22 protein-coding genes are annotated in these 25,902 nt (G+C 42.6%); 7 read left to right on the top strand and 15 right to left on the bottom strand.

Annotated elements, in window-relative coordinates; all coding sequences use genetic code 11:
• Positions 1-3: 3 nt before the first annotated feature.
• The 7 genes from F9817_RS10365 to F9817_RS10335 all read right to left on the bottom strand — a co-directional run bounded on the left by F9817_RS10365 (position 4) and on the right by F9817_RS10335 (position 8,864).
• Entirely contained in the window at positions 4-651 is a 648-nt protein-coding gene (locus F9817_RS10365) for a hypothetical protein (RefSeq protein ID WP_161155196.1), read from the bottom strand.
• Complete coding sequence (gene cheB, locus F9817_RS10360; RefSeq protein WP_161155194.1) at positions 638-1,723, bottom strand: chemotaxis-specific protein-glutamate methyltransferase CheB; 1,086 nt, start codon at positions 1,721-1,723, stop codon at positions 638-640. Before cheB ends, F9817_RS10365 begins: the two co-directional genes overlap by 14 nt.
• Before the next feature lie 44 nt (positions 1,724-1,767).
• A complete protein-coding gene (locus F9817_RS10355; RefSeq protein WP_161155192.1) occupies positions 1,768-3,333 on the bottom strand; it encodes a chemotaxis protein CheW in 1,566 nt (521 codons plus the stop codon).
• Positions 3,334-3,345: 12 nt separating this feature from the next.
• Positions 3,346-5,259 carry a methyl-accepting chemotaxis protein gene (locus tag F9817_RS10350; protein WP_161155190.1) on the bottom strand — a complete coding sequence of 638 codons (1,914 nt, stop codon included), beginning with the start codon at positions 5,257-5,259 and terminating at the stop codon, positions 3,346-3,348.
• A 300-nt stretch (positions 5,260-5,559) separates the two neighbouring features.
• Entirely contained in the window at positions 5,560-6,978 is a 1,419-nt protein-coding gene (locus tag F9817_RS10345) for a DHA2 family efflux MFS transporter permease subunit (protein WP_161155188.1), read from the bottom strand.
• Position 6,979: 1 nt separating this feature from the next.
• Positions 6,980-7,936, bottom strand: coding sequence for an aldo/keto reductase (locus F9817_RS10340; protein ID WP_161155186.1), 957 nt, complete (start codon positions 7,934-7,936; stop codon positions 6,980-6,982).
• Between the two features lie 133 nt (positions 7,937-8,069).
• On the bottom strand, positions 8,070-8,864 hold the full coding sequence (locus F9817_RS10335) for an SDR family NAD(P)-dependent oxidoreductase (protein ID WP_161155184.1): 795 nt from the start codon (positions 8,862-8,864) through the stop codon (positions 8,070-8,072).
• A 147-nt stretch (positions 8,865-9,011) separates the two neighbouring features.
• Between F9817_RS10335 and F9817_RS10330 the strand changes: the two genes are divergently transcribed.
• Entirely contained in the window at positions 9,012-9,929 is a 918-nt protein-coding gene (locus F9817_RS10330; protein WP_161155182.1) for a LysR family transcriptional regulator, read from the top strand.
• 76 nt (positions 9,930-10,005) lie between these two features.
• Here the strand turns inward: F9817_RS10330 and F9817_RS10325 are convergent, their stop codons facing one another.
• Positions 10,006-11,199: a class I SAM-dependent methyltransferase gene (locus tag F9817_RS10325; protein ID WP_161155180.1), complete on the bottom strand. Its 1,194-nt coding sequence runs from the start codon at positions 11,197-11,199 to the stop codon at positions 10,006-10,008.
• Between the two features lie 418 nt (positions 11,200-11,617).
• Here F9817_RS10325 and yccX point away from each other — a divergent pair, with 418 nt between their 5' ends.
• Positions 11,618-11,887 (top strand): acylphosphatase, encoded by a 270-nt coding sequence (gene yccX / locus F9817_RS10320; protein ID WP_161155178.1) that lies wholly within the window; start codon positions 11,618-11,620, stop codon positions 11,885-11,887.
• A 169-nt stretch (positions 11,888-12,056) separates the two neighbouring features.
• Here the strand turns inward: yccX and F9817_RS10315 are convergent, their stop codons facing one another.
• The 6 genes from F9817_RS10315 to F9817_RS10290 form a co-directional block, all read right to left on the bottom strand.
• Positions 12,057-12,386: a TusE/DsrC/DsvC family sulfur relay protein gene (locus tag F9817_RS10315; RefSeq protein WP_161155176.1), complete on the bottom strand. Its 330-nt coding sequence runs from the start codon at positions 12,384-12,386 to the stop codon at positions 12,057-12,059.
• 150 nt (positions 12,387-12,536) lie between these two features.
• Complete coding sequence (locus tag F9817_RS10310) at positions 12,537-13,199, bottom strand: Bax inhibitor-1/YccA family protein (RefSeq protein ID WP_161155174.1); 663 nt, start codon at positions 13,197-13,199, stop codon at positions 12,537-12,539.
• 559 nt (positions 13,200-13,758) lie between these two features.
• Positions 13,759-14,514, bottom strand: a complete 756-nt coding sequence (locus F9817_RS10305) for an amino acid ABC transporter ATP-binding protein (RefSeq protein ID WP_161155172.1) — start codon at positions 14,512-14,514, stop codon at positions 13,759-13,761.
• Between the two features lie 21 nt (positions 14,515-14,535).
• Entirely contained in the window at positions 14,536-15,642 is a 1,107-nt protein-coding gene (locus F9817_RS10300) for an amino acid ABC transporter permease (RefSeq protein WP_161155170.1), read from the bottom strand.
• Position 15,643: 1 nt separating this feature from the next.
• Positions 15,644-16,849: an amino acid ABC transporter permease gene (locus tag F9817_RS10295; RefSeq protein ID WP_161155168.1), complete on the bottom strand. Its 1,206-nt coding sequence runs from the start codon at positions 16,847-16,849 to the stop codon at positions 15,644-15,646.
• 137 nt (positions 16,850-16,986) lie between these two features.
• Complete coding sequence (locus F9817_RS10290) at positions 16,987-18,018, bottom strand: amino acid ABC transporter substrate-binding protein (protein WP_161155166.1); 1,032 nt, start codon at positions 18,016-18,018, stop codon at positions 16,987-16,989.
• A 459-nt stretch (positions 18,019-18,477) separates the two neighbouring features.
• On the opposite strand from F9817_RS10290, the gene F9817_RS10285 reads away from it, so the two are divergent.
• On the top strand, positions 18,478-19,416 hold the full coding sequence (locus tag F9817_RS10285) for a precorrin-2 dehydrogenase/sirohydrochlorin ferrochelatase family protein (protein ID WP_161155164.1): 939 nt from the start codon (positions 18,478-18,480) through the stop codon (positions 19,414-19,416).
• Between the two features lie 68 nt (positions 19,417-19,484).
• Here the strand turns inward: F9817_RS10285 and yidA are convergent, their stop codons facing one another.
• On the bottom strand, positions 19,485-20,291 hold the full coding sequence (gene yidA, locus F9817_RS10280; protein WP_161155162.1) for a sugar-phosphatase: 807 nt from the start codon (positions 20,289-20,291) through the stop codon (positions 19,485-19,487).
• Positions 20,292-20,633: 342 nt separating this feature from the next.
• Between yidA and queE the strand changes: the two genes are divergently transcribed.
• The 4 genes from queE to grxB all read left to right on the top strand — a co-directional run bounded on the left by queE (position 20,634) and on the right by grxB (position 24,849).
• Positions 20,634-21,284 (top strand): 7-carboxy-7-deazaguanine synthase QueE, encoded by a 651-nt coding sequence (queE, locus tag F9817_RS10275; RefSeq protein WP_161155305.1) that lies wholly within the window; start codon positions 20,634-20,636, stop codon positions 21,282-21,284.
• Between the two features lie 11 nt (positions 21,285-21,295).
• Positions 21,296-21,988 (top strand): 7-cyano-7-deazaguanine synthase QueC, encoded by a 693-nt coding sequence (gene queC, locus F9817_RS10270; protein WP_161155160.1) that lies wholly within the window; start codon positions 21,296-21,298, stop codon positions 21,986-21,988.
• A gap of 131 nt (positions 21,989-22,119) precedes the next feature.
• Positions 22,120-24,048: a GGDEF domain-containing protein gene (locus tag F9817_RS10265; protein ID WP_161155158.1), complete on the top strand. Its 1,929-nt coding sequence runs from the start codon at positions 22,120-22,122 to the stop codon at positions 24,046-24,048.
• Positions 24,049-24,198: 150 nt separating this feature from the next.
• Positions 24,199-24,849: a glutaredoxin 2 gene (grxB, locus tag F9817_RS10260; protein ID WP_161155156.1), complete on the top strand. Its 651-nt coding sequence runs from the start codon at positions 24,199-24,201 to the stop codon at positions 24,847-24,849.
• Positions 24,850-25,902 lie beyond the last annotated feature (1,053 nt).

Genomic DNA, 25,902 nt, shown 5'->3' with positions numbered 1-25,902 from the left:
TCCTTAACTTGCTAATCGCGTGATTGCCAAGTCGCAGGCAAACTGAATGTATGCCACATCATTAAAGCGTTGCTTAACCTGCTTTAATTCGGGCACTAGTGAGGGATCTGCTAATTGTGTCGCTCTATCAATTGCGGCACCAACAACATTGACATGGCTTTCCGTGCGTAAAATTTCTTTGATCCACACGGGCACATCCGGATGGGGGAGAAGCCCTAAAATGTCGACTGAAAAAATACGAACATCATTGTTATCACTATGGATTAAATCGCCAATATAGGGCGCTAGAAGTTCTGGGGAGTTTTGTAATAATTCAATGGATTGATTGCGAATAAATGGGTCCTCAGATGCCAAAAAATGAACCAGTTTTTGTACAACTTGGTCGCTTAAATGGGTTTGCAATGATGAGAACGCTACCTCTCCAAGATGAGAAGCGCCTTCTTGATTAATGAGTTGTACAATGTCGTCAATGAGCGGCAAAATGGCGTCACTGTCAAAGATATCAAGATCATGCAACGCTTCGGTGACCGTCTCGGCATCATTACTGAGCAGCCGTGGACGAATGTCATCAATGGTGGTCAAAGGTGAAAGTTGTACATCTTCTAATGCGTCATCAACCATCAATGGTTTGTCTTGTTTAATTAACGCCATAAGACACCTCCGAAGGGAAACTTTTTGCACGATGATAAAGCAAGCGCCCTAGCTCTTCTGGTGGGGCTGTAGTGACCGATGGACAACGTTTTATCAGCGATTTTGGCATGCTATCTACCACACAGCTGTGCGGTTCTTGGGCCAAAACGATGCCTCGGTCTTGGGCCACTTTTGCCATTTCCTCTGCGCCATCATCGCCAAGACCTGTCATCATGACGCAAATTAAGCCGTCGGCTCGTAGGGAACGATGAGCGCTTTCAACCAATTTGGCGACACTAGGATGCCAAGTAAATCGGTTATCTAACGGAGTGGGGAGGGCAACAATCTTACCGTTTCGTTCGGTGACGATACAATCACGGTCGCCTTTACAGATGTATAATTGGCCTGCTTTGAGCTCAGTTGCACCAGAGATTTCATGAACTGGAATATCGAGTACTTTATCTAAGCGTTTTGCAAAGGCCTCGGTGAAACTCTCCGGCATGTGCTGGCAAACGATGACAGGCTGTGGGTAATCGGTAGGGATCTGGCGCGCAAGGCGCTCGACACAGCCCGGACCTCCCGTTGAAACACCAATAATGGTAAGACCGCGACGGTTAACCATTGCAGCAGTGCCTGGTTTCACTGGCTTAGCAGGTGGCAGCGGCTCTGAATGAGGGCTGGCATCTATTGATGTGGGGGTGACTTTGCTCGTTACCGCGTTAAGCACTTTCGATTTAATCGTGTGTTCAAGTTCATGCAGACCATTACAGACGGTTCCTCCTGGTTTACATACATAATCAACGGCACCAAGATACAATGCTTCTAATGTGACCAATGCGCCTTCTTCGGTGAGTGAAGATATCACAATAACCGGGGTCGGGCGCTCAGACATAATATGACTAAGACAGGTCATGCCATCCATATTCGGCATATTCATATCTAGAGTGATCACATCTGGTTGCCAGCTATTGAGCTTGTGTAGTGCATCAACACCATCCCGAGAGGTTTGAATTTCGGCACCCGGCAAATCACTTAAAATATCAGTAATTGTATGTCGCATTAACGCGGAATCATCGACGACCAGGATTTTCATTGCTGTCCTCCATGAGCAGTAATCATAAACATTACTAAGACAAGTTATTCTGCTTCTAGCCCTTCGGCTTCGTTGGCTGCCATGTACAGTTTGTACATTTCCGTATTACTTAGCAGTTGATCTGCGGAAAGTACGCCAATCATCCGTTTCTGATAATTAACCACTTGCTTCATTAATTGGGCTTGCTCTTCACTCAATGTCGGGGCGTATTCGAGCTGAGATTCTGGAATACGCAAGACTTCACTGACCGAATCGACAACAAAACCAGTGGATACGCGATCGTAGTTGACTACTAAAATACGTTGCCTATCGTGGCGCTCCATATCGGGAAGCTCAAAGCGTTTACGTAAATCAACAATTGGCAGCACGTTACCGCGTAGGTTTATGACGCCTTCGATGAAATCGTCAGTGCGAGGGACACGGCTAACACTGTCTGGAATTCGAATAATTTCTTGTACCGCATGAATGGAAATACCAAACTCTTCGTTATCGAGTTTGAAAATTACCAACTGTGTATCGGTACTATCCTCATCTGAATCGTAAATATCCTCTTGATCATCGATCATTTCTGCATCCTCGGGATTAGCAACATCGGCAAGCGCACCAATGGTTTCAGCGTCGAATAGCTGCGAGACTTCGACGACGCTTAACGTTCTAGCACCATCATCAAGATTACAAATCGCGGCGATGTCGGTGGAACGTCCCATCGATTTCATAATTTCAGGCACGGCATCAAACTTGGAATCATGGAGACGAATCACTTCTCGCACTGCATCAATGACAATGCCAATAGGAATTGTGATGCCTTCATTGACAAAATTCACCACTAAAACACGATGACTTTCATTGAAATCAATTTGCGGCATGCCAAACATTGAACGCAAACTGACCAATGGCAATGTTTTGTCACGCAAGTTCATAATGCCTAAAATAGCTTTTCCTGCTTTAGGCACTTTTGTGATGGTTTCAGGAATACGAACAATCTCTTTCGTATCCTCTAGATAAAAGGCATATTCTTGATCATCGACCATGCAACAAACGAGCTGACGCATTGAGCTGTCATCTTCGTCATCACTAGCATCCAGCGCGTTGAGTCCTTGTGCCGCTGTGCCAAAGCGTTGCGAACAGCGGTCAATCTCTTCCTGCATTGAGTGGCCGATCAATTTTTGCGAATTGAGCACTTGGATGATGTTATCACCGCTATGAATGGTGTTAGTGATAAGATCCGCGTCAATGTTGCCACCGGCAGTATTGGTTTGTTTGATAGATGAAGGGTCGGGTGTTGCTACATTTAACACTCGGTCGACAGTGAAACCGACTTGCGTATTCTGAATATTCATCACAATAACGCGGGTGGCATCGGTTAATTCCACCTTATCTTGCTCTAAAACGCTGCGTAAACACAAAACGGGGAGTATTTGTCCGCGCAGGTTTGAAAGCCCGGTTAGGTAATCTGGCGTTAGAGGAACACTAAACGTCAGAGGTTGACGAATAATTTCTTCGACCTCATTCATCGGTACAGCAAAGAACTCGTCACCCAATACAAAATTAACATATTGAGTGAGGTTTTCTTCTGCTTCCATGACAGCTTCGTGGGTTGATTCCTTCATAGACCACCTCGTTTAGAAGGATTGCAGTTCATCGGCGACAGCGGCAATGTTTTCAATTGCGCTGGCCAGTTCGTCGCTACTTGAACTTTGCTGTCTTGCTGCTGCGGAAGCTTCGTTGGCAGCTTGTGATGCTTCTTCTGCCGCTGAACCGATTTGTTCCATACCACTACGTGCATCTTGAACGGAGGTTTCGATACCTTCAGCGCTTTGCACGATTTTGGTACTTCCAGTGACAACACTGTTCATGCTCTCTTTAACTTCTTCGAGTTGTTTGGTGGTCATTGTTGCTTTATTGGCTTCTTCTAAAACATCTGAGAGAATATCGGCTAAGTCGCGACGCACGACGTTAATTTGATCTTGGATGTTTTTCACCTGGTCTTTGATTTGTTCCGCGTTTTCTGCCGCATCATTAGCAAGGTTTTGGATATCGGTAGACACCACCGCGAAACCTTTACCAAATTCGCCCGCTCGGGCTGCTTCAACTGCTCCGTTAACCGCTAACATAGCTGTTTGAATGGATACATTCGAAATCCCATCAACGATTTTATCGATTTGGCGAGAAATCTTTTCGATGTTATCCATTTCTTTGAGGTTTTCACGCGCTGCGTTGGTCGAATCTGTAATCGCAACAATCATTTCATCCACGGTATTTTTGTTGCTATCGATGCTTTCCAGCATGGACTGACAAGACTCTAAACTGGAAGATGCGCGCTCTTTGCCTAGTTTAGCGCCTTGTTCAATTTGGGTGAGGCTGGTAATGCCTTCTTCCACACTCGATGACATCACCGATGAGCCATCACTGATCTGGCGGATGGCGGACATGATCTCTGATGACGCACGGCTAATCTCTTCAATGCTTGCAGACAGTTCTTCAGCAGAAGATGCGACTTCTTCGGCTGATTTTTCCATATCGGTGGAGGTTCGTAGATCGTCAGCCAGTTCATCCAGTGATTGTGCTGCAGTGACCGCACCATCTAGCGCTAATTGCTGTTGGTCAAGCGTTTTTAAGCTCTCTTCACACGCAGCAGATTGTTCTTGAGCGGAATTAGAAACAGACTCTGCCCCCTTTAATGCCATTTGTGCGGCTGTTGACATTTCGTTCGCTGCATTAAGCAGTAAATCTGCATCGCGTACTAAATCGGACATTTCACCACGGATTTCGGTTAGCTGATTGCTGACAACTTTACCTTTCTGTACCTCTTGTTCGGCTTTTTCTGAGCTGGATTTTACGCCCTCGGATACGTTTGATGCTCCATCAGATATATCTTGGATAAGACTTTCAATATTCGCGGCATTGGTCTCGGCCTTTTCCGCGAGTGTACGTACTGTATCCGCGACGACGGCAAAGCCTTTTCCGTGTTTTCCAGCACGACCTGCTTCAATGGCTGCGTTAAGGGCGAGTAAGTTGGTTTGATCGGCAATATGGATAACTTGTTTTACCGCATCACCGATTTTTGCGGCTTGTTCGGTCAGTTCTTCCATGCGTTTTACCGAGTCGTTCTGTCTTTCGGATGAAATTTGTACGTTACTGACCATATCGGAAATCTTTTGAGCGACAGTGATGATTTCTTGTTCGACGGTGGTGATAATGGTTTTTGATTGCTGAGCGTAGGTTGCCTGCTCATCAATATATTGTCCCATTTGTGATACGGCCGATTCACTTTGTTTGGTTGCAGACGATGATTCTTCTGCGCCAACCGCAATCTGCTCCATTGATGAGCGTAGTTGGGTCATGGCTGATGAACTTTCTTCTAAACCAGCTAGCAGTTCCGCCGTTGAACTGGCGATGCGCTCTGCGGCTTGCTGCTTACGCGCTAATGTGCGAGCTTGGCGACGAAGCTCATCAGCTTCTTTTTTCGGAGCGGCAGTATTGCTGGCTGCGCGATTGCCAAAGTCTTGAGTTGATACATGCTTTTTCAGCGCCATAATAACCTCATCCATAATTAGTAAAAGCGGCAGTGTTTATCTCAAAAGTGAGAATATGGGATTAAATGTTGCATTGCTAAGTACGGAAAATTTAGACGTAATTGGACGGATTGAATGTGTCACTAAAGAGGTAAAAATTTGAGAGACAAGTTGCTTAATCTGAGAGACAAAAAATGGGAAGCCGAAGTGAGAATAAAAAAGTATAAATCTGAGAAGGGCTTACTATAAAACCACACCAAATGAACCGTTTGCTGTGGTTTTATTTCAGTCAAAAATGAATTTTATATCTTGTGAGACGATTCAGTTATTTTGTTTGCAAACTTGCGATTTTTTCTCCAAAACTGAGAAGCCTGCCCGAGGAGAAAGTAATAGTGAGTCAATGATGGCGATCAATGCTAGGGCACTTGTAAACCAAAGCGCTAAGCTAAAATCTTCGGTAACAGGGTTGGCAGAAGTGTGACCATGAAGCAAACACGCAATCGATAGAAATAGTGCACCCAGCGCAATCCCTGTCCCAATGTTCATTTGTAAAAACACCGCTTGTAGGGTGTTTGCATCTCGCATTTTCTTGTCGGGCATATCGGCAAAGCTGATGGTGTTAAGTGCGGTGAATTGAATCGAACGATTCATACCACTGATAAACAATATCGCCACAATCATTAAATAAGGGGTATTAGCGGTCATTTGTGACATGGCGGCAAACCCCGCCGCTACCATTAATCCATTAATGATGAGAACATTTTTGAAACCAAATTGGTTCATGATCCAAGTGGTGGCGGGTTTAATGAATAGGTTGCCTGCAAACAACCATAACAAGAGTGTACCCGATTGAATCGGGCTGTATCCCATACCGATTTGAAAGAGCAGCGGCAGCAAAAATGGCGCAGTATTAATGGCGATACGAAACAGAGAACCACCAACGATTGAGATGCGGAATGTTTTGATGCGCAGGGGCGACAAGTTAAATAGAGGGTGGGAGCTTCGCAGTAAATAGACGGTCGTCATCACGAGCAGAATGAAGCCACCGGCTAGCAAAGAGAGTGACATATTGAGCGACACATCATCTCGGCTGCAGGCCTCTAAACCGGCCATTAAAATACCAAAGCCTAGACCACTTAAGATAAATCCTCGCGTATCAAAGCGTTGCACGGGCTCACTATGGTTGTCAACTAACATCAGGGTGGCAATTAACGCGATGGCACCCAGCGGTAAATTGAGTAAGAAAATCCAATGCCAACTCCAGTGTGTTGCAATCCATCCTCCTACAACGGGACCAATTAAAGGGGCAAATAAGGCTGGCCATGTAAGAATCGCTATCGCTTGAACGAGGCGATTTTTAGGAGTGTGACGTAGGACGACGAGTCGGCCAACGGGAACCATCATCGCCCCTCCTAACCCCTGCAATATTCTTGCGAGTGTAAATTGAGTTAAATCCGTACATAGGGAACAGAGTAGGGATGAGAGGGTGAAAATAATAATGGCCGCGCTAAAAATACGGTGCGGCCCAAATCGATCGGCCGCCCAGCCACTAATAGGAATGAATATGGTTAATGCGACAAGATACGCAGATACCCCCAGCGACAGGTGAGCGGCAGCAGTACCAAAATCTTTCGCAATAACGGGCAGCGCCGTTGTGATAACGGTGGAGTCCAGAATTTCCATAAACATGGTTCCTGCGACTAGTAGCGAGGTAGCGGTGCGGCGATCGATCTTCAACATATTATGCTTGGCCTGCTTTAGTCAAAATCGCAATTTCTTCGTTAGACAATTTTAGATCTACGGCCTTGCGGAAGTTTTCAATATGGCTACGCTTAGTTGCACTCGCAATCGGTGCTGTGACGGCGTCTTGAGCGATTAACCATGCAATCGCGACTTGAGCCGGTTCAGCATTATGAGCTTCGGCGATCGTATCGAGCGCTTTTAAGATAGCTTGGCCTTTTGCATCGAGATATTTTGCAATGCCTTCACCACGCGCACTTTTTTTGAGATCGTCAGTGCTGCGATACTTACCAGACAAGAAACCAGATGCCAAGCTGTAGTAGGTGACTACGCCGATATTTTCTTTTAGGCACAGCGCTTGTAGTTCAGGGTTAAAACCATCACGGTCATACAAATTGTATTCTGGTTGTAGCACTTGATAGGTAGGTAAATTATTGGCTTTAGCGACGTTTACTGCTTCACCAAGTTGAGCTGCATTGAGGTTAGAAGCGCCCACTGAACGGATTTTTCCTTCTTTCAATAACTGTTCATAAGCACTCAATGTTTCTTCATAAGGTGTACCTTCATCTGGCCAGTGAGAGAAGTACAGATCAACGTAATCGGTTTTTAGACGCGCAAGAGATTCATCAATGGCTTGGATAATCCAACGTTTTGATAGGCCTTTTTTGCCTGGTTGCTCAAGATCAGAACCGACTTTGGTGAAGAGCTTAATTTTATCACGCATACCTGGGCGTGCGGCTAACCAGTTACCGATAATGGTTTCTGATTCACCGCCTTTATTACCGGGTGCCCATGAAGAATATACATCGGCGGTATCAATAGCGTTAAAGCCTTGATCGATAAAGCAGTCTAAGATGTCGAAGCTGGTTTTTTCGTCAATCGTCCAGCCAAATACGTTACCACCGAAGACGAGTGGTACGATATCAAGACCAGTTGTACCTAGTGCTGTCGTTTTCATAGAGTCCTTCCTTTTGAGTGAAGGTCAAAATGGCGATGACCACTTTGACCATTATTACTGTTAAATAATTCGCTTACGCCAAAGGTGCTGTTACTTAGCACCTATGATTTGCGCATTGTATTGGGGAGCAAGATTACACAATGTCGTCTACGACGCCGCCATCGACGCGTAAAGCTGCGCCACTGGTTGCTGACGCTTGTTCTGAGCAGACATAAACAATCATATTGGCGACTTCTTCAACACTGGCCGCGCGTTTCAATACAGAGCTAGGGCGATTTTCTGCAATGAAATCTTTAGCGATATCTTCCATTGATTGGCCTGTTTGAGCGGCTTGTTGTTCAAACATAGCGGCGAAGCCATCAGAAATGGTTGGCCCTGGAAGTACGCAGTTAAATGTAATTCCGGTGCCAGCAAAGCGTTTTGCTAATCCACGAGATAGGGAAAGCTGAGCTGTTTTTGATACGCCATAGTGAATCATATCGGCGGGAATATTGCGTGATGATTCTGAAGAGATAAAGACCACGCGTCCCCAACCTTTTTCCTGCATTTTAGGAATGAACGCACGGGATAAACGCACACCGGACATCACATTAGTTTCCCAGTATTGATTCCAGATTTCATCACTTGTGTCGTAGAAATCGAGAGCACCATAAATCCCTGCGTTGTTGACCAGAATATCGATTTCTCCTGCGCCATCGATTAATGCTTGGCAGCCCTCAGAACGACTAAGATCTGCGGGAATGCCTTGAAATGTCGCATTAGGCAGCTCACTGTGCAGCTTGTCTAAAGCTCGATTGACACTTTCTTGGCTGCGGCCATTAATGATGACCGTAGCGCCGCTTTCGCCAAGAATTTTTGCTGTGGTAAAGCCAATACCACCAGTAGATGCTGTGACTAAAGCCGTTTTGCCTTCTAACGTGATTAACATTCTAATCTCCTTTGAGCGGATGTGTTTCTGTTTCAGGGCAACGATGTACGTTACGCATCATGTTGAATTAATAGTTCTCATTGTAATCACCGATGAAGGTTGATTAAATGGACATAATTGCAATTGACTCTTTCCATAAGGTAAAAAATGAACTGGACCAACGATGTGGCGGGATTACGGGTGTTTGCCAAAATTGTTTCACTTGGCAGTATGACCAGTGCCGCTGAAGAATTAGGGTTATCGCTTGCGGCAGTATCTAAACGTTTAGCTAATTTTGAACATCGGGTTGGCGTTCAGTTAATTCACCGCAGTACACGGCAATTATCTGTGAGTGAAGAAGGGCGCACGTTATATCAGTATGCACGTAAGATTCTTGAGGAGATGGCTCGCGCAGAAGAAGCGATGTTAGAGCAGAAAGATTTAATTTCCGGCTGCTTACGCATTACGGCGCCAAAAAGTTTTGGTCAGCGGCGTTTATTACCAATAATGACTGAGTTTTGTCATCGCTACCCACACATGAAGTTTGAGCTTTACTTTAGTGATGAAGTGAAAGACCTCATTGCCGATGGGCTTGATTTAGCCATTCGCTACGGAGTGTTACCAGATTCCCGTTTAGTGGCGCGACAAATTTTACCCAATAACCGAGTGCTATGTACTGCCCCTGACTATGCAGAACGCTACGGCTTACCGAGCTCGTTAGATGAATTAGGCGAACATCGTTGTATTGCCTTGGGTAACAGTGCAGAAACGTATTGGCAATTTGATACCGGTAAGGCTGCCATTCACGGTTGTTTTCTATGCAGTGATGGGGAAATTAGCCATCAATTGGCTCTACAAGGTTTAGGCATTGCGATGAAGTCTTATTGGGATGTTGCCGATGATTTAGCGACCGGCCGATTGATTCAGGTGCTACCTCAAACAGGTATCGCTGAGGCTCCCATCAGTGTGGTGTATCCCAAACATCGGGAACTCTCTCCTCGGGTACGAGTGTTAATTGATTACATATTGGAGCAGATGAGCCACCTACAGGTGGAGTCGGGGGAGCACAAGGTCATTCGGGAATAGAATGTTAAAGATTAAAACTAAGTAGTTTTAATCTTTAACAACAGTGACTCTGAGTATTTAACCTACGGTGCTAGTATTAGAACACTTTGCAAGCAAAGCCTTTCAAGTAGAAACCTTCAGGGTAGGCGGTATCGATAGGGTGATCGGCCGCTTGTTCAAAACGTTCGACAAATTTCACACTGCGGCCAGAATCCACGGCGGCATCGGCGATGACTTTTTGAAATAGCACTTGATCCATCAAACCAGAGCAAGAGTAAGTGAGCAATGTGCCACCTGGTTTAAGAATTTGCATCGCTAGCATGTTGATATCTTTGTAGCCACGACATGCGCCGTTCAGTTGCGCTTTCGACTCTGCAAATTTTGGTGGGTCCATGACCACAACATCAAACTTGGTACCTTGATCGCGATATTCACGTAGCAATTTAAATACATCGGCGTTAAGGAAAACTGCGCGTTTTTTCGAAATATCAAATTCATTGAGCTCGGCGTTGTATTTCGCTGTATCTAATGCATGTTGTGATACATCAGCATTAATGACTCGTTTTGCGCCACCCTTCAGTGCATATAAACCAAAACCACCGGTGTATGAGAAGCAGTTAAGTACCTCTTTACCTTCAACATATTTCATCGATTGTGCGCGACTGTCTCGTTGATCCAGATAGAAACCTGTTTTGTGGCCGCCAACGATATCAACGCTGATTTTTACGCCATTCTCTTCAATCACCACTGACGCTGGTGGCTCTTCACCATGAAGTACGCCGACCGTCTCTTCTAATCCCTCTTTTTTACGTACAGCGACATCAGAGCGCTCATAAATATTGGCATTCGGGAAGCAGTGCAGTAGTGCTTCAACTAGCGCTGGCTTATTAAATTCAGCGCCCGCGCTAAGTAATTGACAGACTAGGTAATCTTGATATTTATCGATGGTAATGCCGGGTAAACCATCAGATTCTGCGGCAATGAGACGATAACCAGTAAGACCATCACGCTCTATGAGTTCATCGCGTAAACGTTGCGCTTGTTCAATACGGCGAATAAAGAAAGCAGTATCAATCGCTTCTTTATCAAAGCTCCATACTCGCGCGCGAATTTGAGATTTTGGAGAGTACGCTGCTTTTGCTAACCAACGACCATCGTGACTAAATACATCGACTGTCTCTCCCAACTGTGGTTCACCGTCTACTTTGTGAATACCACGGGAAAAGATCCAAGGATGACGGCGAAGTAGGGATTTTTCACGGCCTTTAGCCAGATAAATTGCAGGAGTCATGACGATACTCAAAAATCGATAGTTAGAAAAGGGTCGCTATTGTCGTGTAACTATTGGTGAAAAGCAAATTTGCTTTGAGATAACAGATAGAAACCCAGCGAACGTTGATTTCTCACCAATAGAGAAAATCAATAAAAATCGCATAAACATGCAGTTGACTACCATTTTATAAAACACAGCTACCACCAACTGGGTAATTCTTTATGGTTAGCTTTTTATGCTAATTATTTTAAATAGTGCAACATTTTAAGTTGGATTATACTGGGTTTGATGAACGTCACAGAATGAACGAGATGCGATCTAGGTGGCGTTCCGTGTTTTACGATTTTAGTAAAATACCCTTGTTACTAGTGTGGTGAAGGTGTACCGCTAGTGTATTAACTAACACAATATGCAGACAACAAGGAAGAACGAGACGATGACTTGTGAAAAATTTAATGTATCTGGTGTCGTCCAGGCTGTAGGTTTTCGTTATATTACAGCGCAAGAGTGCATGAAATTAGGTTTAACTGGCTATGCCAAGAACCTATTTGATGGCAGTGTTGAAGTGGTTGCCCATGGGCATCCAGAACAACTCGATGAATTATATGCATTTCTTTTAAAAGGGCCACGAACCGCCGTGGTTGAAGATGTAATTCGAGAACAAGTGGGATGTGATCAAAATTATTGCGGATTTAGAATTCTTTAACCGCTTTGGTGTTCATCAATACTGCAGTATGAAAAAACCTATCGGAGTTTAGGCTCTGATAGGTTTTGTTTTCTTTACGATCCCCCAAGTAACCCTAGATTTTGTTTCAGAGACTAAAACTTCTCGTTATGTCTGTCTCTTAAGCTCATGTAGGGATAGAAGCATCTATTTATAAACATTTTGCCGGTTTGGGTAGCCCTGCTAATTTCGTTGCTTGTTTTGCTGGCCCTTTAGGGAATAGCTTAAAGAGGTATTTGCTGTTGCCTTTTTCTTTTCCGTGCTCTTTTTCTACAGCTTTGACTAACATCCTTACCGCGGGCGATGTATTGAACTCTTCGTAGAAATGACGAACAAATAGGATAATTTCCAGATGGGCATCGGTGACTTCAAGACCTTCGTGCTCCGCGAGCACATTGATCATGCCTTCTTCCCACAATGTAAAATCTAACAGATAGCCTTCAGCATCTGTTTCAATGTCTTGACCTTGGTATTTAATCATTAGTATTTATTATCTCATCTGCGTGATGGCGATAGGGTAGCGAAGCCGCTCTGTTCGCTCAAGTGGAAATTATGCGTAATAACGCGCCCCATAAAGAAAGGCCCGAGAATTTCTTCTCGGGCCCGACTCGCTTATCTAATTATGCGCGACTTAGTCGTCGTTCATGACACCCAAAATGCTCAATAGGCTGATGAACATATTGTAGATGGATACATACAGCGTAATGGTTGCTGAAATGTAGTTATTTTCACCGCCACGAATGATTTGCTGTGTTGTCAGCATGATCGCACCTGTTGAAAACAGGATAAACAGGCCGCTCATTGCAAGGTACAACATTGGTAGGTGTAGGAAGATATTCGCTACAGTACCGATAAGTAGCACAACAAAACCTGCCATCAACATACCATTAAGGAATGAAAGGTCGCGTTTTGTTGTTAGTGCGTAAGCTGATGAGCCCAAGAACGCTAGTGCAGTACCACCAAGAGCGGTTAATACCACATCACCCATACCGGCACCGACGTACATATTTAGGATTGGACCTAATGTGTAGCCTAAGAAGCCAGTGAATAGGAATGTGAAGACAAGACCCATGCCGTTGTTACGGTTCTTTTCTGTTAAAAAGAGAAGGCCATAGAAACCAACTAGCATGATGATTAGGCCTGGTCGAGGAAGGTTAAACGCCATAGAGACGCCTGCCACGATCGCAGACCAAAGTAGGGTCATCGACAGTAGTGCATAGGTATTACGTAGCACCTTGTTCGTTTGCAGCGCACTACTATAGGTGCTTGAACTTGTGTACATTGACTTGTTCATATTCTTCCTCGTCAAAGGTTTACTATTTACTTTATATAGACATTGATGGGGGTAAAAGTTCACTTTTTCAAGCCATCAAGTCTAATCTTGTACAATCTAGTATGGTTATGGCAGTGAAATGGTGGCCTTAGTTATTCGGCCTTAAACTATTCACCGTTAACTCCAACGCTAAATTTATATTAATCAAAAATGGGTAACAAACGTATTGCCAAGTTGTAACACAATATGTCTTTGATTTTGAGAAAAACTCGTTCAATTCGCGACTCAGTTAAAATAGAGACGATGTAAAACGAAATCAAGGTTTCTTGCCAGTGATTTGTTACCATTTAAGTCAATCATTATAGGCGTAAATGTTAATAAAACATAGTGTTATACAATGCAACCTCAAGATGTTGCTTCAGAGAGAATCTACTCGGGCTTAGACAAGGCGTTGATCTCAAGTGATTGGTAAGAGAAGAGCACACATTGGTGCAGTTGTTTAACAGGATTATGAATTCCAATAAATAAAGCCAAGAGGAGAACCTCTTGGCTTTTGGGATGTTTCTTTACTGATTGAGCATCAGTGGTGCAAAATTTGCGACAGGAAGTTCTGAGTACGATCGGATTGTGGGTTTTCGAAGAAATCCTTTGGATTGTTTTCTTCAATAATTTCACCCGCATCCATAAAGATAACTCGGTCAGCAACTTCTTTAGCAAAGCCCATTTCGTGCGTTACACACAACATGGTCATGCCTTCTTCTGCTAATTCAACCATAACATCTAGCACTTCACGAACCATTTCTGGATCGAGAGCCGACGTTGGTTCATCAAATAACATCACTTCTGGACTCATACAAAGAGAGCGAGCAATCGCAACACGCTGTTGCTGACCACCAGATAACTGACCCGGGAATTTATCCGCTTGGTCTGGAATCTTAACGCGTTTTAGGTATTTCATCGCAATGGCTTCTGCTTCTTCTTTCGGCATTTTCTTCACCCAAATTGGCGCCAGAGTACAGTTCTCTAGTACGGTTAGGTGAGGGAAGAGGTTAAAGTGTTGGAAACACATACCCACTTCACGACGAACTAGCTCAATATTTTTTAAATCTTCAGTCAGTTCGTTGCCTGCGACAATGATTTGTCCTGCTTGGTGTTCTTCCAAGCGGTTGATACAACGGATCATTGTTGATTTACCAGAACCTGATGGGCCACAGATAACGATTTTCTCGCCTTTTGTCACATTCAGGTTGATGTTTTTCAGTACGTGGAATTCACCGTACCACTTGTTCATGTCCTTCAACTGGATCATAAATTCATTTGTATTCTGTTGCGTCATAATACGTTCCTTGAATCAAAATTATCGTTTGTGGCCGGTATTGAGTCTGTCTTCTAACCAAATCGAGTATCTCGACATGATGAAACAGAAAATCCAGAACACTAACGCGACAAAAACATAACTCTCTGTTGCAAAACCTAACCAAGATGGGTCGGTGATTGCTGCCTGGCCAACACCCAGTACGTCGAACATACCGATGATCATAACCAAGCTAGTATCTTTGAATAAGCCTAGGAAGGTGTTTACGATAGATGGAATTGTAATTTTCAGTGCCTGAGGCAAGATAATCAGTCCCATTTTCTTCCAGTAACTTAAACCTAATGCGTCTGCAGCTTCATATTGGCCTTTAGGGATCGCTTGTAAGCCACCACGAACCACTTCTGCCATATAGGCGGCACTAAATAGAGCCACACCGATAAGAGCACGCATTAGCTTGTTCATATCGTGTCCATGCGATAAGAACAGCGGAATCATTACCGATGCCATAAATAGTACCGTGATGAGTGGCACACCACGCCATACTTCAATGTAGATAGTACTGAAGGTACGGATAATTGGCATTTTTGAGCGTCGTCCAAGTGCAAGCACGATACCGATTGGCAGTGATACGACAATACCAACTAATGCAATCACCAATGTAATCAATAAGCCACCCCATTTATGAGTTTCAACCTCAGGCAATCCAGCGAAGCCGCCGGAAAGCAGGGCACCCATAATGAAGGGATAGATGAAGACAAAGAATGCAAAGATCCATTTACGACCAGGTGTTTTCTCCCAAGCTAACAAACCGATTAAGATAGCTAGAGTGGTAAAGAATACCCGCGGACGCCAAAGCTGATCGGCAGGGTAAAAGCCATACATGAACTGTTCCCAGCGCACTTTGATAAATACCCAACATGCACCATCACGCGTACAGGCATCACGAGTCGTTCCAACCCAGTCAGCACGAATGAACGCCCAGTCAACAACAGCCCAAATGCCCTTAGCTGCTAAGTAAACCAAGATTAGAGTAACGATGGTGTTGATAGGACCGTTAAATAGGTTTTTCTTTAACCAACCGATCACGCCTGTTGTGTTTTCTGGTGGCGGAAGATCAGGTTGAAATTGATGTACTTTTTGTACTTTCATCTTATCTCTCCACCAAAGCAACTTTACGGTTGTACATGTTCATTAATAATGATGTGACCAAACTCAAGACTAAGTAAACTCCCATCGTCATCGATATGATTTCAATCGCTTGACCAGTTTGGTTCATGGTGGTCCCAGCAAAGACTGACACGAGATCTGGATAACCAATCGCGGTCGCAAGTGACGAGTTCTTGGTTAAGTTTAGATATTCAGATGTCAGTGGTGGGATAATAATACGCATTGCCTGAGGAATAATGACTAACTTCAGAGTACGTTTACGCGAAAGACCCAGTGACATTGCCGCTTCAGTTTGACCATAACTCACAGCGTTGATACCTGAACGTACAATTTCAGCAATAAACGCAGCAGTATAAATGGCAAGGGCGAACCATAGAGCAACTAATTCCGGAATGATGGTGAAGCCACCACGGAAGTTAAATCCTTTTAATACTGGGTAATCAGCAGAGATAGGCATGCCTGAGATAAAGTACACAACTAAAGGAAGCGCAATGATAAGGCCAGTTGCAATCGGCCACATTGATGTTTGTTGTCCGGTCAGTTTTTGACGGTTTTTAGCCCAAACATAGGTCACGATAGTTGCGACAACACCAAAAATAAAGGCAGCAAATACATAACCACTGCCTGCTTCAAATACAGGAGCAGGAATGTATAAACCACGTACGTTTAGGAAAATACTTTCTCCCAAATGTAAACTTTGGCGTGCTGAAGGCAATGCTTGAAGTACAGCGAAATACCAGAAAAGGATCTGCAACAGTAACGGAACGTTACGGAAGATTTCGATATACACCGCTGCCAATTTGCTTACTAACCAGTTGTTCGATAGACGCGCAACACCGATAGCAAAACCAAAAATGGTAGCGAAGATAATTCCCAACACAGAAACAAGCGCTGTGTTAAGCAGACCGACGATGAAGGTGCGGCCATAAGAAAAGGTTTCGTTATAGTCTATCAGGGATAGACCAATACCAAAGCCTGCTGGTTGATCTAAGAATCCAAAACCCGTCGCGATACCACGTTCATCGAGGTTGATAAGGGCATTATTTACGATGGTGTAGATAAAGTAGACCAGTGCAACCACAGTGATGAACTGAAAAACGACTGATCGAAAGGTTGGATTATAGAGTAGATTTGAGCTTTTTGCTGAGTTAGCCGTTGGCGAACTCGCAGCACTATTATTAGGTTTCATACAGCGATAACCTCATATCCATTTTTCGATATAAAGATGACGTTAACCATCCTTGGTATACCTTTGTTGATATAAAGTAGTGGCCTACAGTGTTTACTATAAGCCACCACTCATTAATGGTTAGGTGTCAATCTCGATTAACGGATTGGTGGAGCGTACATGAAGCCGCCCGCATTCCACAGTGCGTTTACGCCACGAGCGATTTGCAATGGAGAATCTTTACCCACTGTACGGTCAAACATTTCGCCGTAGTTACCCACTTGTTTGATGATTTGGTAACCCCAATCATCACGGATACCTAAGCCTGAACCTTTAGGGCCATCAACACCTAGGATACGTTTGATGTTTGGATCGTTCGATTTCAACATTTTGTCTACGTTTTTAGACGTAATGCCGTATTCTTCTGCGTTGATTTGTGCGAACAGTGTCCATTTAGCAACGTTGAACCATTTGTCATCGCCTTGGCGAACAACAGGGCCTAGAGGTTCTTTAGAGATGATTTCAGGTAGAACCATCGCTGAACTAGGATCTGCTAGGTTAAGACGTAGTGCGTAAAGACCTGATTGGTCAGTGGTTAGTGCGTCACAACGACCAGATTCGAAACCTTTAACAGTTTGAGCAGAGGTATCGAATACCACTGATTTGTAGCTCATACCATTTTTACGGAAGTAATCAGCTAGGTTGAGTTCAGTTGTTGTACCAGATTGAACACAGATAGATGCGCCGTCTAGCTCTTTAGCACTTTTTAGACCCAGTGATTTTTTCACCATGAAGCCTTGGCCGTCATAGTAGTTAACGCCAGCAAAGTTAAGACCTAGCGCTGTATCACGTTGTAGAGTCCATGTTGTGTTACGTGAAAGAATGTCGATTTCACCAGATTGGAGTGCTGTAAAACGTTCTTTAGCGGTGAGTGGAACAAATTTCACTTTATTTTTGTCGCCCAGAACTGCAGCAGCTACTGCACGACAATAGTCAACATCGATACCTTCCCATTGGCCTTTAGCGTTAGGGTTTGAGAAACCTGGGAGACCTGTACTTACACCACAAGAGACTTCACCTTTAGCAAGTACTTTATCCAGAGTGCTTTCTTCTGCAGCAGATGCATTGATAGAGACTAACGCAGTAGAAGCGGCTATAACAGACGCAAGAAGTGTTAGTTTATTTGCCATTTGTATCCTTCCTGTATGATCCATGTATGATCAGGTTTTCCTGATGCAAGGTTCACAAATTGTTGTGTTTTAATCTTTATTTGTTTGAATTTTCAGTGATATCCGTTACTGATAAATCAAGCATTTATGCGTAGAGATAAGGTTTATACTTTCACAAATATATAATTTAAAAAGCTTTTCGGTTATTCTCTCCTTATCGCCACAGTAGTTAGAATGGCGAAATGTCATTATATTGTAAATAGTGCAAGAGATACCCAATTTGGTGCAACAGAACGGATGCTGTTAACGGCTAGTATTCATAGCGAACAGTTATCTACTGAAACAATAAATCGGAATATTTAACTAGTTTAGTTCATAATTTCAGTTGTTAATTATTTTTGATTCCTTTTTTTTTGGGTTTTGTGCACCTTTATTGGTCGAATGAATAAATTAGTCATAGATCAAGGTGAGAAACGTTAAATGCGATATTTTCCTCTGTTCCTAGATTTGAACAATAAACCCGTCTTAGTTGTTGGTGGAGGCGAGGTGGCATGCCGTAAAATCGACGCCCTGCTTAGGGCGGGCGCTATAGTAACAATAGTGTCACCAAATATCGCAACCTACCTTGAGTCTCTAGTCAATGAAGGTAAGTGTCACTGGATAAAGAATTTTTATTCATCTCAGGTGATGAATCATGAATTTATCCAGGTTTGGGCGACGACGGATAATCCGGAGCTAAATCACGAAGTATATAAAGATGCCAAAGAACGTGGCATATTAGTCAATGTTGTTGATGATCAACCTTATTGTGATTTCATTACCCCATCTATGATTGGACGAGGACAAATACAAATCGCCATCTCCAGTGGTGGTGCTTCACCAGTATTGGTCCGTAACTTACGTGAACAGATAGAAGCGGTCTTACCCAATAATTTAGGTTTGTTGGCCCAATTTGGCGCATCAAAGCGTAATTCGATTAAAGAAGCTTTGCCAAGTGTGGATCTACGCCGCCAATTTTGGGAACGATACTTCGATTTACCCCAAGTCAAACAAGCGCAAACACGAGATACGCTTGAACAAGCATATAAAGCGTTACTTAAAGAGCCCATTGAACGTAAGAGTGAGGTGCATTGGATCGAGTTTAATCATGATATTGAACTTTTGTCACTTAAAGCATTGCGTGTCATGCAACAAGCAGAGTTAGTTCTATACCCGAAAACATGCCCATTTGAATGGGTTGATTTGTGTCGGCGTGATGCAGAAAGAGAATTATTTAACGATGGGGCGCAATTAGGCCAGCGTTTGGCTGAGCTTAAACAGCAACCTGTGCGCGTGTGTATTTTTGTGCCACCAGAGACACAGGCATTTTCAATGTTACAACATGGCGATACTGTGATTGGACTCGCTTCAACTAAATAACGTCAACATCGATCAAAAAGAGGCTCTATCACTCAGAGCCTCTTTATATTACTTGGGTACAAACCTGGTTATGACAGCGCGTATTTTTCTATCGCCACTGCAACGCCATCTTCATCATTAGATAATGTAATTGCGTTGGCTGCCTGTTTCGCTTCTTCCATTGCGTTAGCCATGGCAATGCCAAGGCCTGCGTAATGGAGCATGTGTAAATCATTACCAGCATCGCCCATACTGATCACTTCTTCAGCGGAGACATTAAGGTAATCGGCTACTGCTTTTAAACCAACACCTTTATTACTATTGGGATTTAAGAATTCAAGGAAGTATGGAGCGCTTTTTACCATGGTAAATTGTTGCTGTAACTCCGCAGGCATCTGTTCTATCGCTTTAGCAAGTAACTCTGGTTCATCGATGATCATGGATTTGATAATAGGGTGATCATCTTCCAGTTGTTCAAAATCCATCTCAGTGATGGTGATGCCATTAATCTCTGCTTCAACATCCGTATAGCGACTGTTTTTTGGGGTGATCAAACCATGGATTTGGCTAAACGCGTGAGTATGTACGCCTAATTCTTTGGCCATACGAGCAATTTGCTTGGCATCTTTACCGGTAATAATATCTTGATGAATAATTTCACCAGTCCCCACGTTTTCTACAATTGATCCATTGTAATAAAGAACGAAATCGCTATCTGAGGCAATGTTAAGTTCTGCAAGTTGGTTACGGATGCCTTCGATTGGACGGCCAGAGGCGAGTACAACACGGATGCCTTGTTGTTGGGCTTTTGCAATCGCTTCTTTCGTGCGAGGAGAAATTTGCTTTTGGCTATTTAGTAGGGTGCCATCCATATCTAAAGCGATAATTTTATACATATTAGACCTAATCACAGCGCGAAAATTGAATACCAAGGATAAATGGCTCGGTCGATGAACAGAAATGTGTAGGGAATGCTCAATACTTACATGAGGGTTTCCCCTTAGATCGAGCGATGTTCAACGATTCGAGATCACGTCAACATTTCTTTAAGTTGAATGATGCTCCTATCTTACCTTGATTCGAATTGAGATGAAATGCCGTCGCAGGGCTATATAGTTAAGAAAATGGTGATAAAAAGCATGTTTAATTTGACCTCTTGCGATCCATACATTAAGGTCAGCCCCCTGCATTTTTTGTAATTGAGTTAGGCAACAATCATCGTGTATAAAATTAACGAAATGTTTGAAACGATCCAAGGTGAGGGCGTGTTTACCGGCGTGCCTGCTGTCTTTGTTCGTTTGCAAGGTTGTCCGGTTGGTTGTGCTTGGTGTGATACTAAGCAGACGTGGGATGCCACACCATCGGATGAAACCTCATTTGACATTATTCTGTCAAAGACAGCGGATAACCCAACGTGGTGCTCAGCAAGTGCTGAACAAGTTATTGCGCGCTATCGCGAGAAAGGTTATACCGCCAAGCATATTGTTATCACAGGTGGTGAGCCATGTATTTTTGATTTAAGACCATTAACGGATGCATTTGAAGCCATTGATTGTCGTTGTCAGATTGAAACAAGTGGTACTAGTGAAGTATTAGCATCAGATAATACATGGGTTACAGTGTCACCTAAAGTGGCGATGAAAGGGAAACTTCCAGTATTGGATAGCGCCCTATTAAGAGCGAATGAGATCAAACATCCGGTCGCTACCCAAAAAGATATAGATAACCTTGATGAGCTCATTGTCAAAGCCAACGTGCCTGCGCATACTGTGATTGCTTTGCAACCTATCAGCCAAAAAGCGCGTGCAACTCAGTTATGTATCGATACCTGTATTGCCCGTAATTGGCGTTTATCAGTGCAGACCCACAAATATCTTAGTATTGCGTAAGGAACTAAATCATGAAAAAAGCGGTTGTTGTATTCAGTGGTGGGCAAGACTCTACAACTTGCCTAGTGCAAGCGTTGAACGAGTTTGACGAGGTTCATGCGATTACCTTTGACTATGGTCAACGTCATAAGCAAGAGATCCAAGTTGCACAAGATACAGCTAAGAAATTAGGCGTTGCTGCGCATAAAGTTATGGATGTTGGCTTACTCAATGAGTTAGCAATCAGCTCTCTTACTCGTGATGACATTCCTGTTTCTAATGAACTGCAAGAAAATGGATTACCGAATTCATTTGTTCCTGGCCGTAATATTCTGTTTCTAACTCTGGCCGGTATCTACGCTTATCAAATTGGTGCAGACACCGTAATCACTGGTGTATGCGAAACCGATTTTTCAGGGTACCCAGATTGCCGTGATGATTTTGTGAAAGCCATGAATAGTGCCTTGGTGCAGGGAATGGATCGCGCGTTAGAAATTCGTACCCCATTGATGTGGTTGAATAAAGCAGAAACTTGGGCGTTAGCCGATCAAAATGATGCTTTAGATTTAGTACGTGAACATACATTGACGTGTTATAACGGCATTATTGGTGATGGTTGTGGTGAATGCCCATCATGTCTGCTGCGTAAAGCTGGGTTGAACGAGTATTTAGATAACCGTGAAACAGTAATGGCTTCTCTGGTTGAGAAACAGTCTTCAAACTAACTCTCTTATTTCACTCATTTTAATTAAGGTCATCTTTTTGATGACCTTTTTTCTCATTGCTCTTCTAATTCGTCGTGCTTGAATAGTTTTGTCTACACTTACTTTGTTACTGGCAATTGAGATTCCAAGCTATGCATACCATGTCTCTGGTGTTTAATGAACAAGGACGACTAATCGCATCTACCCATTCGTTTGATGATCTGTCACTACGTAATATTGATGAATTAGTCATATCGTATAGGAATCAACAACAGATAAAGTTTCCATCTCTGAAAGAAATACTGCAGAAACAATTTCGAATTGATGTATATATCGAGTTTGAGGAGCAAGTCTATTCAGGTAATGTTACCTGTGTAGCCAAAGTCGATGGACAACAAGAGTTTATTGTTAGCTTAAAGCATGCCACAGATAATAGTAGCTCACCAAATGATAAGATGATCAACATTCTTGATAGTGCCCGTATTGCAACGTGGGAATGGAACATAACTTCCGACGAACTACATGTAAATGAACTGTGGGCCAATATCTTAGGTTATTCATTAGAATCGATTGCACCAGTTACTTATAAAACCTGGCAAGACCACCTGCATCCAGATTATCATCATCTTTTAGCACAAAAATTAAATGCTCATTACGTCGGTAAAGAGGCGTATTTTGAACTTGAATCTCCCGTTTTAAATCATGAAGGGGAGTGGATTTGGGTCAAAGACATTGGGCGAGTGGTATCGAGGTTATCCAATGGAGAACCCGAATGGGTGTTTGGTGCTCGTATTGATATCAACCGATCCAAAATGGCTCAACTAGAGCTGGAAAAGTTACAGGAGCAACTCGATGAACTAATGGCATTGTCGCCATCAGTTATTTATAAAATGGCGAGTGATAGAGACGCAAAGATTTTGTTTGTAAGTAGTGGTGTTGAGCGTCTTTTGGGTTACTCCGCTGAGGAATTGGTCGGAAAACCCCACTGGTGGTGCTCCCACATCGCTGAAGAAGATTTGGCAGAATACCAACGGTGTACGGAATTAACTAAAGAACGTTCTTATCATCCGATTATGGACTGTGAGTATCGATTTACCAAAGCAAATGGCGAGAGCGTGTGGCTTGTGGACCGTATCCGTTATGTAGATAGTGGTGATGAACCTGCTTATTTCGTGGGGTCGGTTATTGATCTATCAGAATTTATTACTCTTAATCAGCATCTTAAAAGTCTGTCACTGCTACCTCCTGGCGTTATCTATCAATTTGAAAAAAAAGCGGATGGACACATGTCATTTCCATATGTGAGTCAAGAATTTGAACATGTTTTTGGTGTGTCTCCGAAAGTTGCTGCTGAAGATGCATTGCGGGTGTTTGAGGTAATTCACCCTGATGATGTGAAAAATATTCTTAATGTGGTTGATCAGTCATTTTTAGATATGTCTGATGCCGAATGTGAATTTAGGATAACGCGTGATGACAAAACGCAATGGTATTACTTCCAGTCTTCTCCAATACAGCAGGGAGAGGGATCGGTTTTATGGTCGGGGCAAGTGATCAATATTACCGACCGTAAGAATATGGAGCTTCAATTAGAGAAGGAATCCACAACCGATCCTTTGACTGGTACATATAACCGTCGCTTCTTGCTCAATAGAGTAAAAGAACTTAAACAACAGCATAGTGAACATGATTGGGTGTTTTCGTTAATATCTATCGATTTTGATCATTTTAAAGCGGTCAATGACGATTACGGGCATGACGGTGGTGATGCCGTACTCAAACAAACGGTAAAATGCATTAATAAAAATCTGCGTGATAAAGATGTATTTGCGAGAATGGGAGGAGAAGAGTTTGTCATCTTTCTCCCAGATACAAGCCACCAAGCTGCTCTTATCATTGCTGAACGTATAAGGCAAAAAGTGGAACATAATGTTATTCAACACCGAAAAAAAAAGATTTCGATAACGATTACTCAGGGGGTGGCATCGTCAACACAATCGGACAGTATTCAAGAACTATTAAAGATCTCCGATAGAGCCCTTTATTTGGGGAAAAAGCGAGGGAGAAACTGTGTTGTTTAAAATGTTTCATTCAAGGCTACTTTGAATTAATTATTTCGTCATGAAGTGATCTTGCTCACTAGGTAAGACAGATTCTCAATAGCTATGACTCTTGTTGCGTTTCATTTGTACGCGTAAACTGGTTTCATGCTCAACAAGATAGGAATGATCATGAAACTTTTCATTTTTCACCACTGTCCATTTTGTGTAAAAGCAACCATGGCGGCAGGATACAAAAAACTCGATGTGGAATGGGTCTTTTTGCAAAATCACGATGTGGATGCTCGCATCAGCAAAGTAGGGGCAAACATGGTTCCTATACTGCAAAAACCGGATGGTAGTTATATGGGAGAAAGTCTAGATATTGTTCAGTATCTCGATAACTTTGACGGCACATCGACTATTCAACCAGCACAACAAGCCGACCAAGTTTCTCAATGGCTAAAAGAGACGGGATTTCTTGCGTCAGTGTTGCTGTATCCACGCTGGTTCAAATTGAACTTGCCTGAATTTGAGACTGCAGAAGCTCGCGCTTGGTTTACCAAAAACAAGACCGCAATGATTGATATGAGTTTTGAAGATGCGCTAGCCCACAGTGAAGAATACATCCAACAGATTAACGCGAAGCTTGAACAATTAACTTGGTTAACCTTACCGTCTTCTCGTGGTGGTCAGCTTTCATATGATGATATCAATCTTTATCCTTTCTTGCGTAACTACACGGCAGTGAAAGGTGTGCTGTTCCCAGAAAAGGTTCGTCAATACATTGATGAAGTGACCGAGCTGACTCAAGTGCCTCTTTATGATGATGTAGCGGTGTAACAGACCAATAGCATCAATGCCCCATGTTTCAAAAGCCCTTTCTAGAGCTGTCTAGAAAGGGCTTTTTGTACGATTAAGTTATAATATATGAGCTCTATTGATTTGATGTCAGGTGTTAACTTGTGCGGCGCTACACATATTCTGTAAAAGTTATTTAGCGTTACGAAATAATTAATGGTATTATGCATCATATTGCATTTTGTCAGGCAGGGTTAACGGGAAGCGTAGTGGTACTATGAAAACTAGAAGCGTGCTGGTGTTTTCCAACGTCATGTCTATACCCAAATGATCTCAAGATGCATGATTCGAAGCTTCATCAAGGAGCTTAAGTTACGTTCAATCACGGCAAGAATGTTCATTCTCTTTCGACGTATATAAATGTTGTTCCTGAGATAATGTGACTAATATTATTATTAATAGAAATTAAATATTAGTATTAATATAGCAGTACTGTCTATTCCTCTAGAAATTAAAAATAGTAGTAATATAAAAATACCAGAAATTAATAGCCATATTTAACTATTAATAATACGGTGTTTTTATTTTACCTATTATTTGTCAAATCAAAATGGTTGGAATTAACTATTATAATATATTAAATAACTCTCTATTAGTGTACTTCGTTCGTTATATTAAAGAGTTTTTTATTAATTGCATTCTTAATATACAACATATCATTCTGAGTCCTTTTTAGGGACGCAATATGTCCAAAGTATTTTGTTCCATAAATTTCACAAATTTTCATATTAAACGCCGTATTTTTGTGCCTGTAAACTTTGGGTTCAAATCTGTCAGCATTATGGTGAATATTTTTAGTTAAGTATGTTGTTCGGATTAAAGTGTTAATAATGCATATTTGGCAGGATAAAATGCTGTACGGTGGTGTAGGTTATGTATCTTAGTCGGTTTTTTGTTTTTGGTAATGATAACCAATATCATTAAAATGTTTTATATAAACATACCTTAATATAAATTTTATTTATTCATAAATGATAAATAAATGTTAAATTTTTTGTGGAATAGCCATTTTATTTCTAGATATATCTCTAATAG

Origin of the sequence: Vibrio eleionomae, from assembly GCF_009874545.1 — a bacterium.
In the GTDB taxonomy this organism is placed as follows: domain Bacteria; phylum Pseudomonadota; class Gammaproteobacteria; order Enterobacterales; family Vibrionaceae; genus Vibrio; species Vibrio nitrifigilis.
The sequence above is the reverse complement of the archived record's forward strand: the minus strand, read 5'-3'. Positions and strand labels throughout refer to the sequence as shown.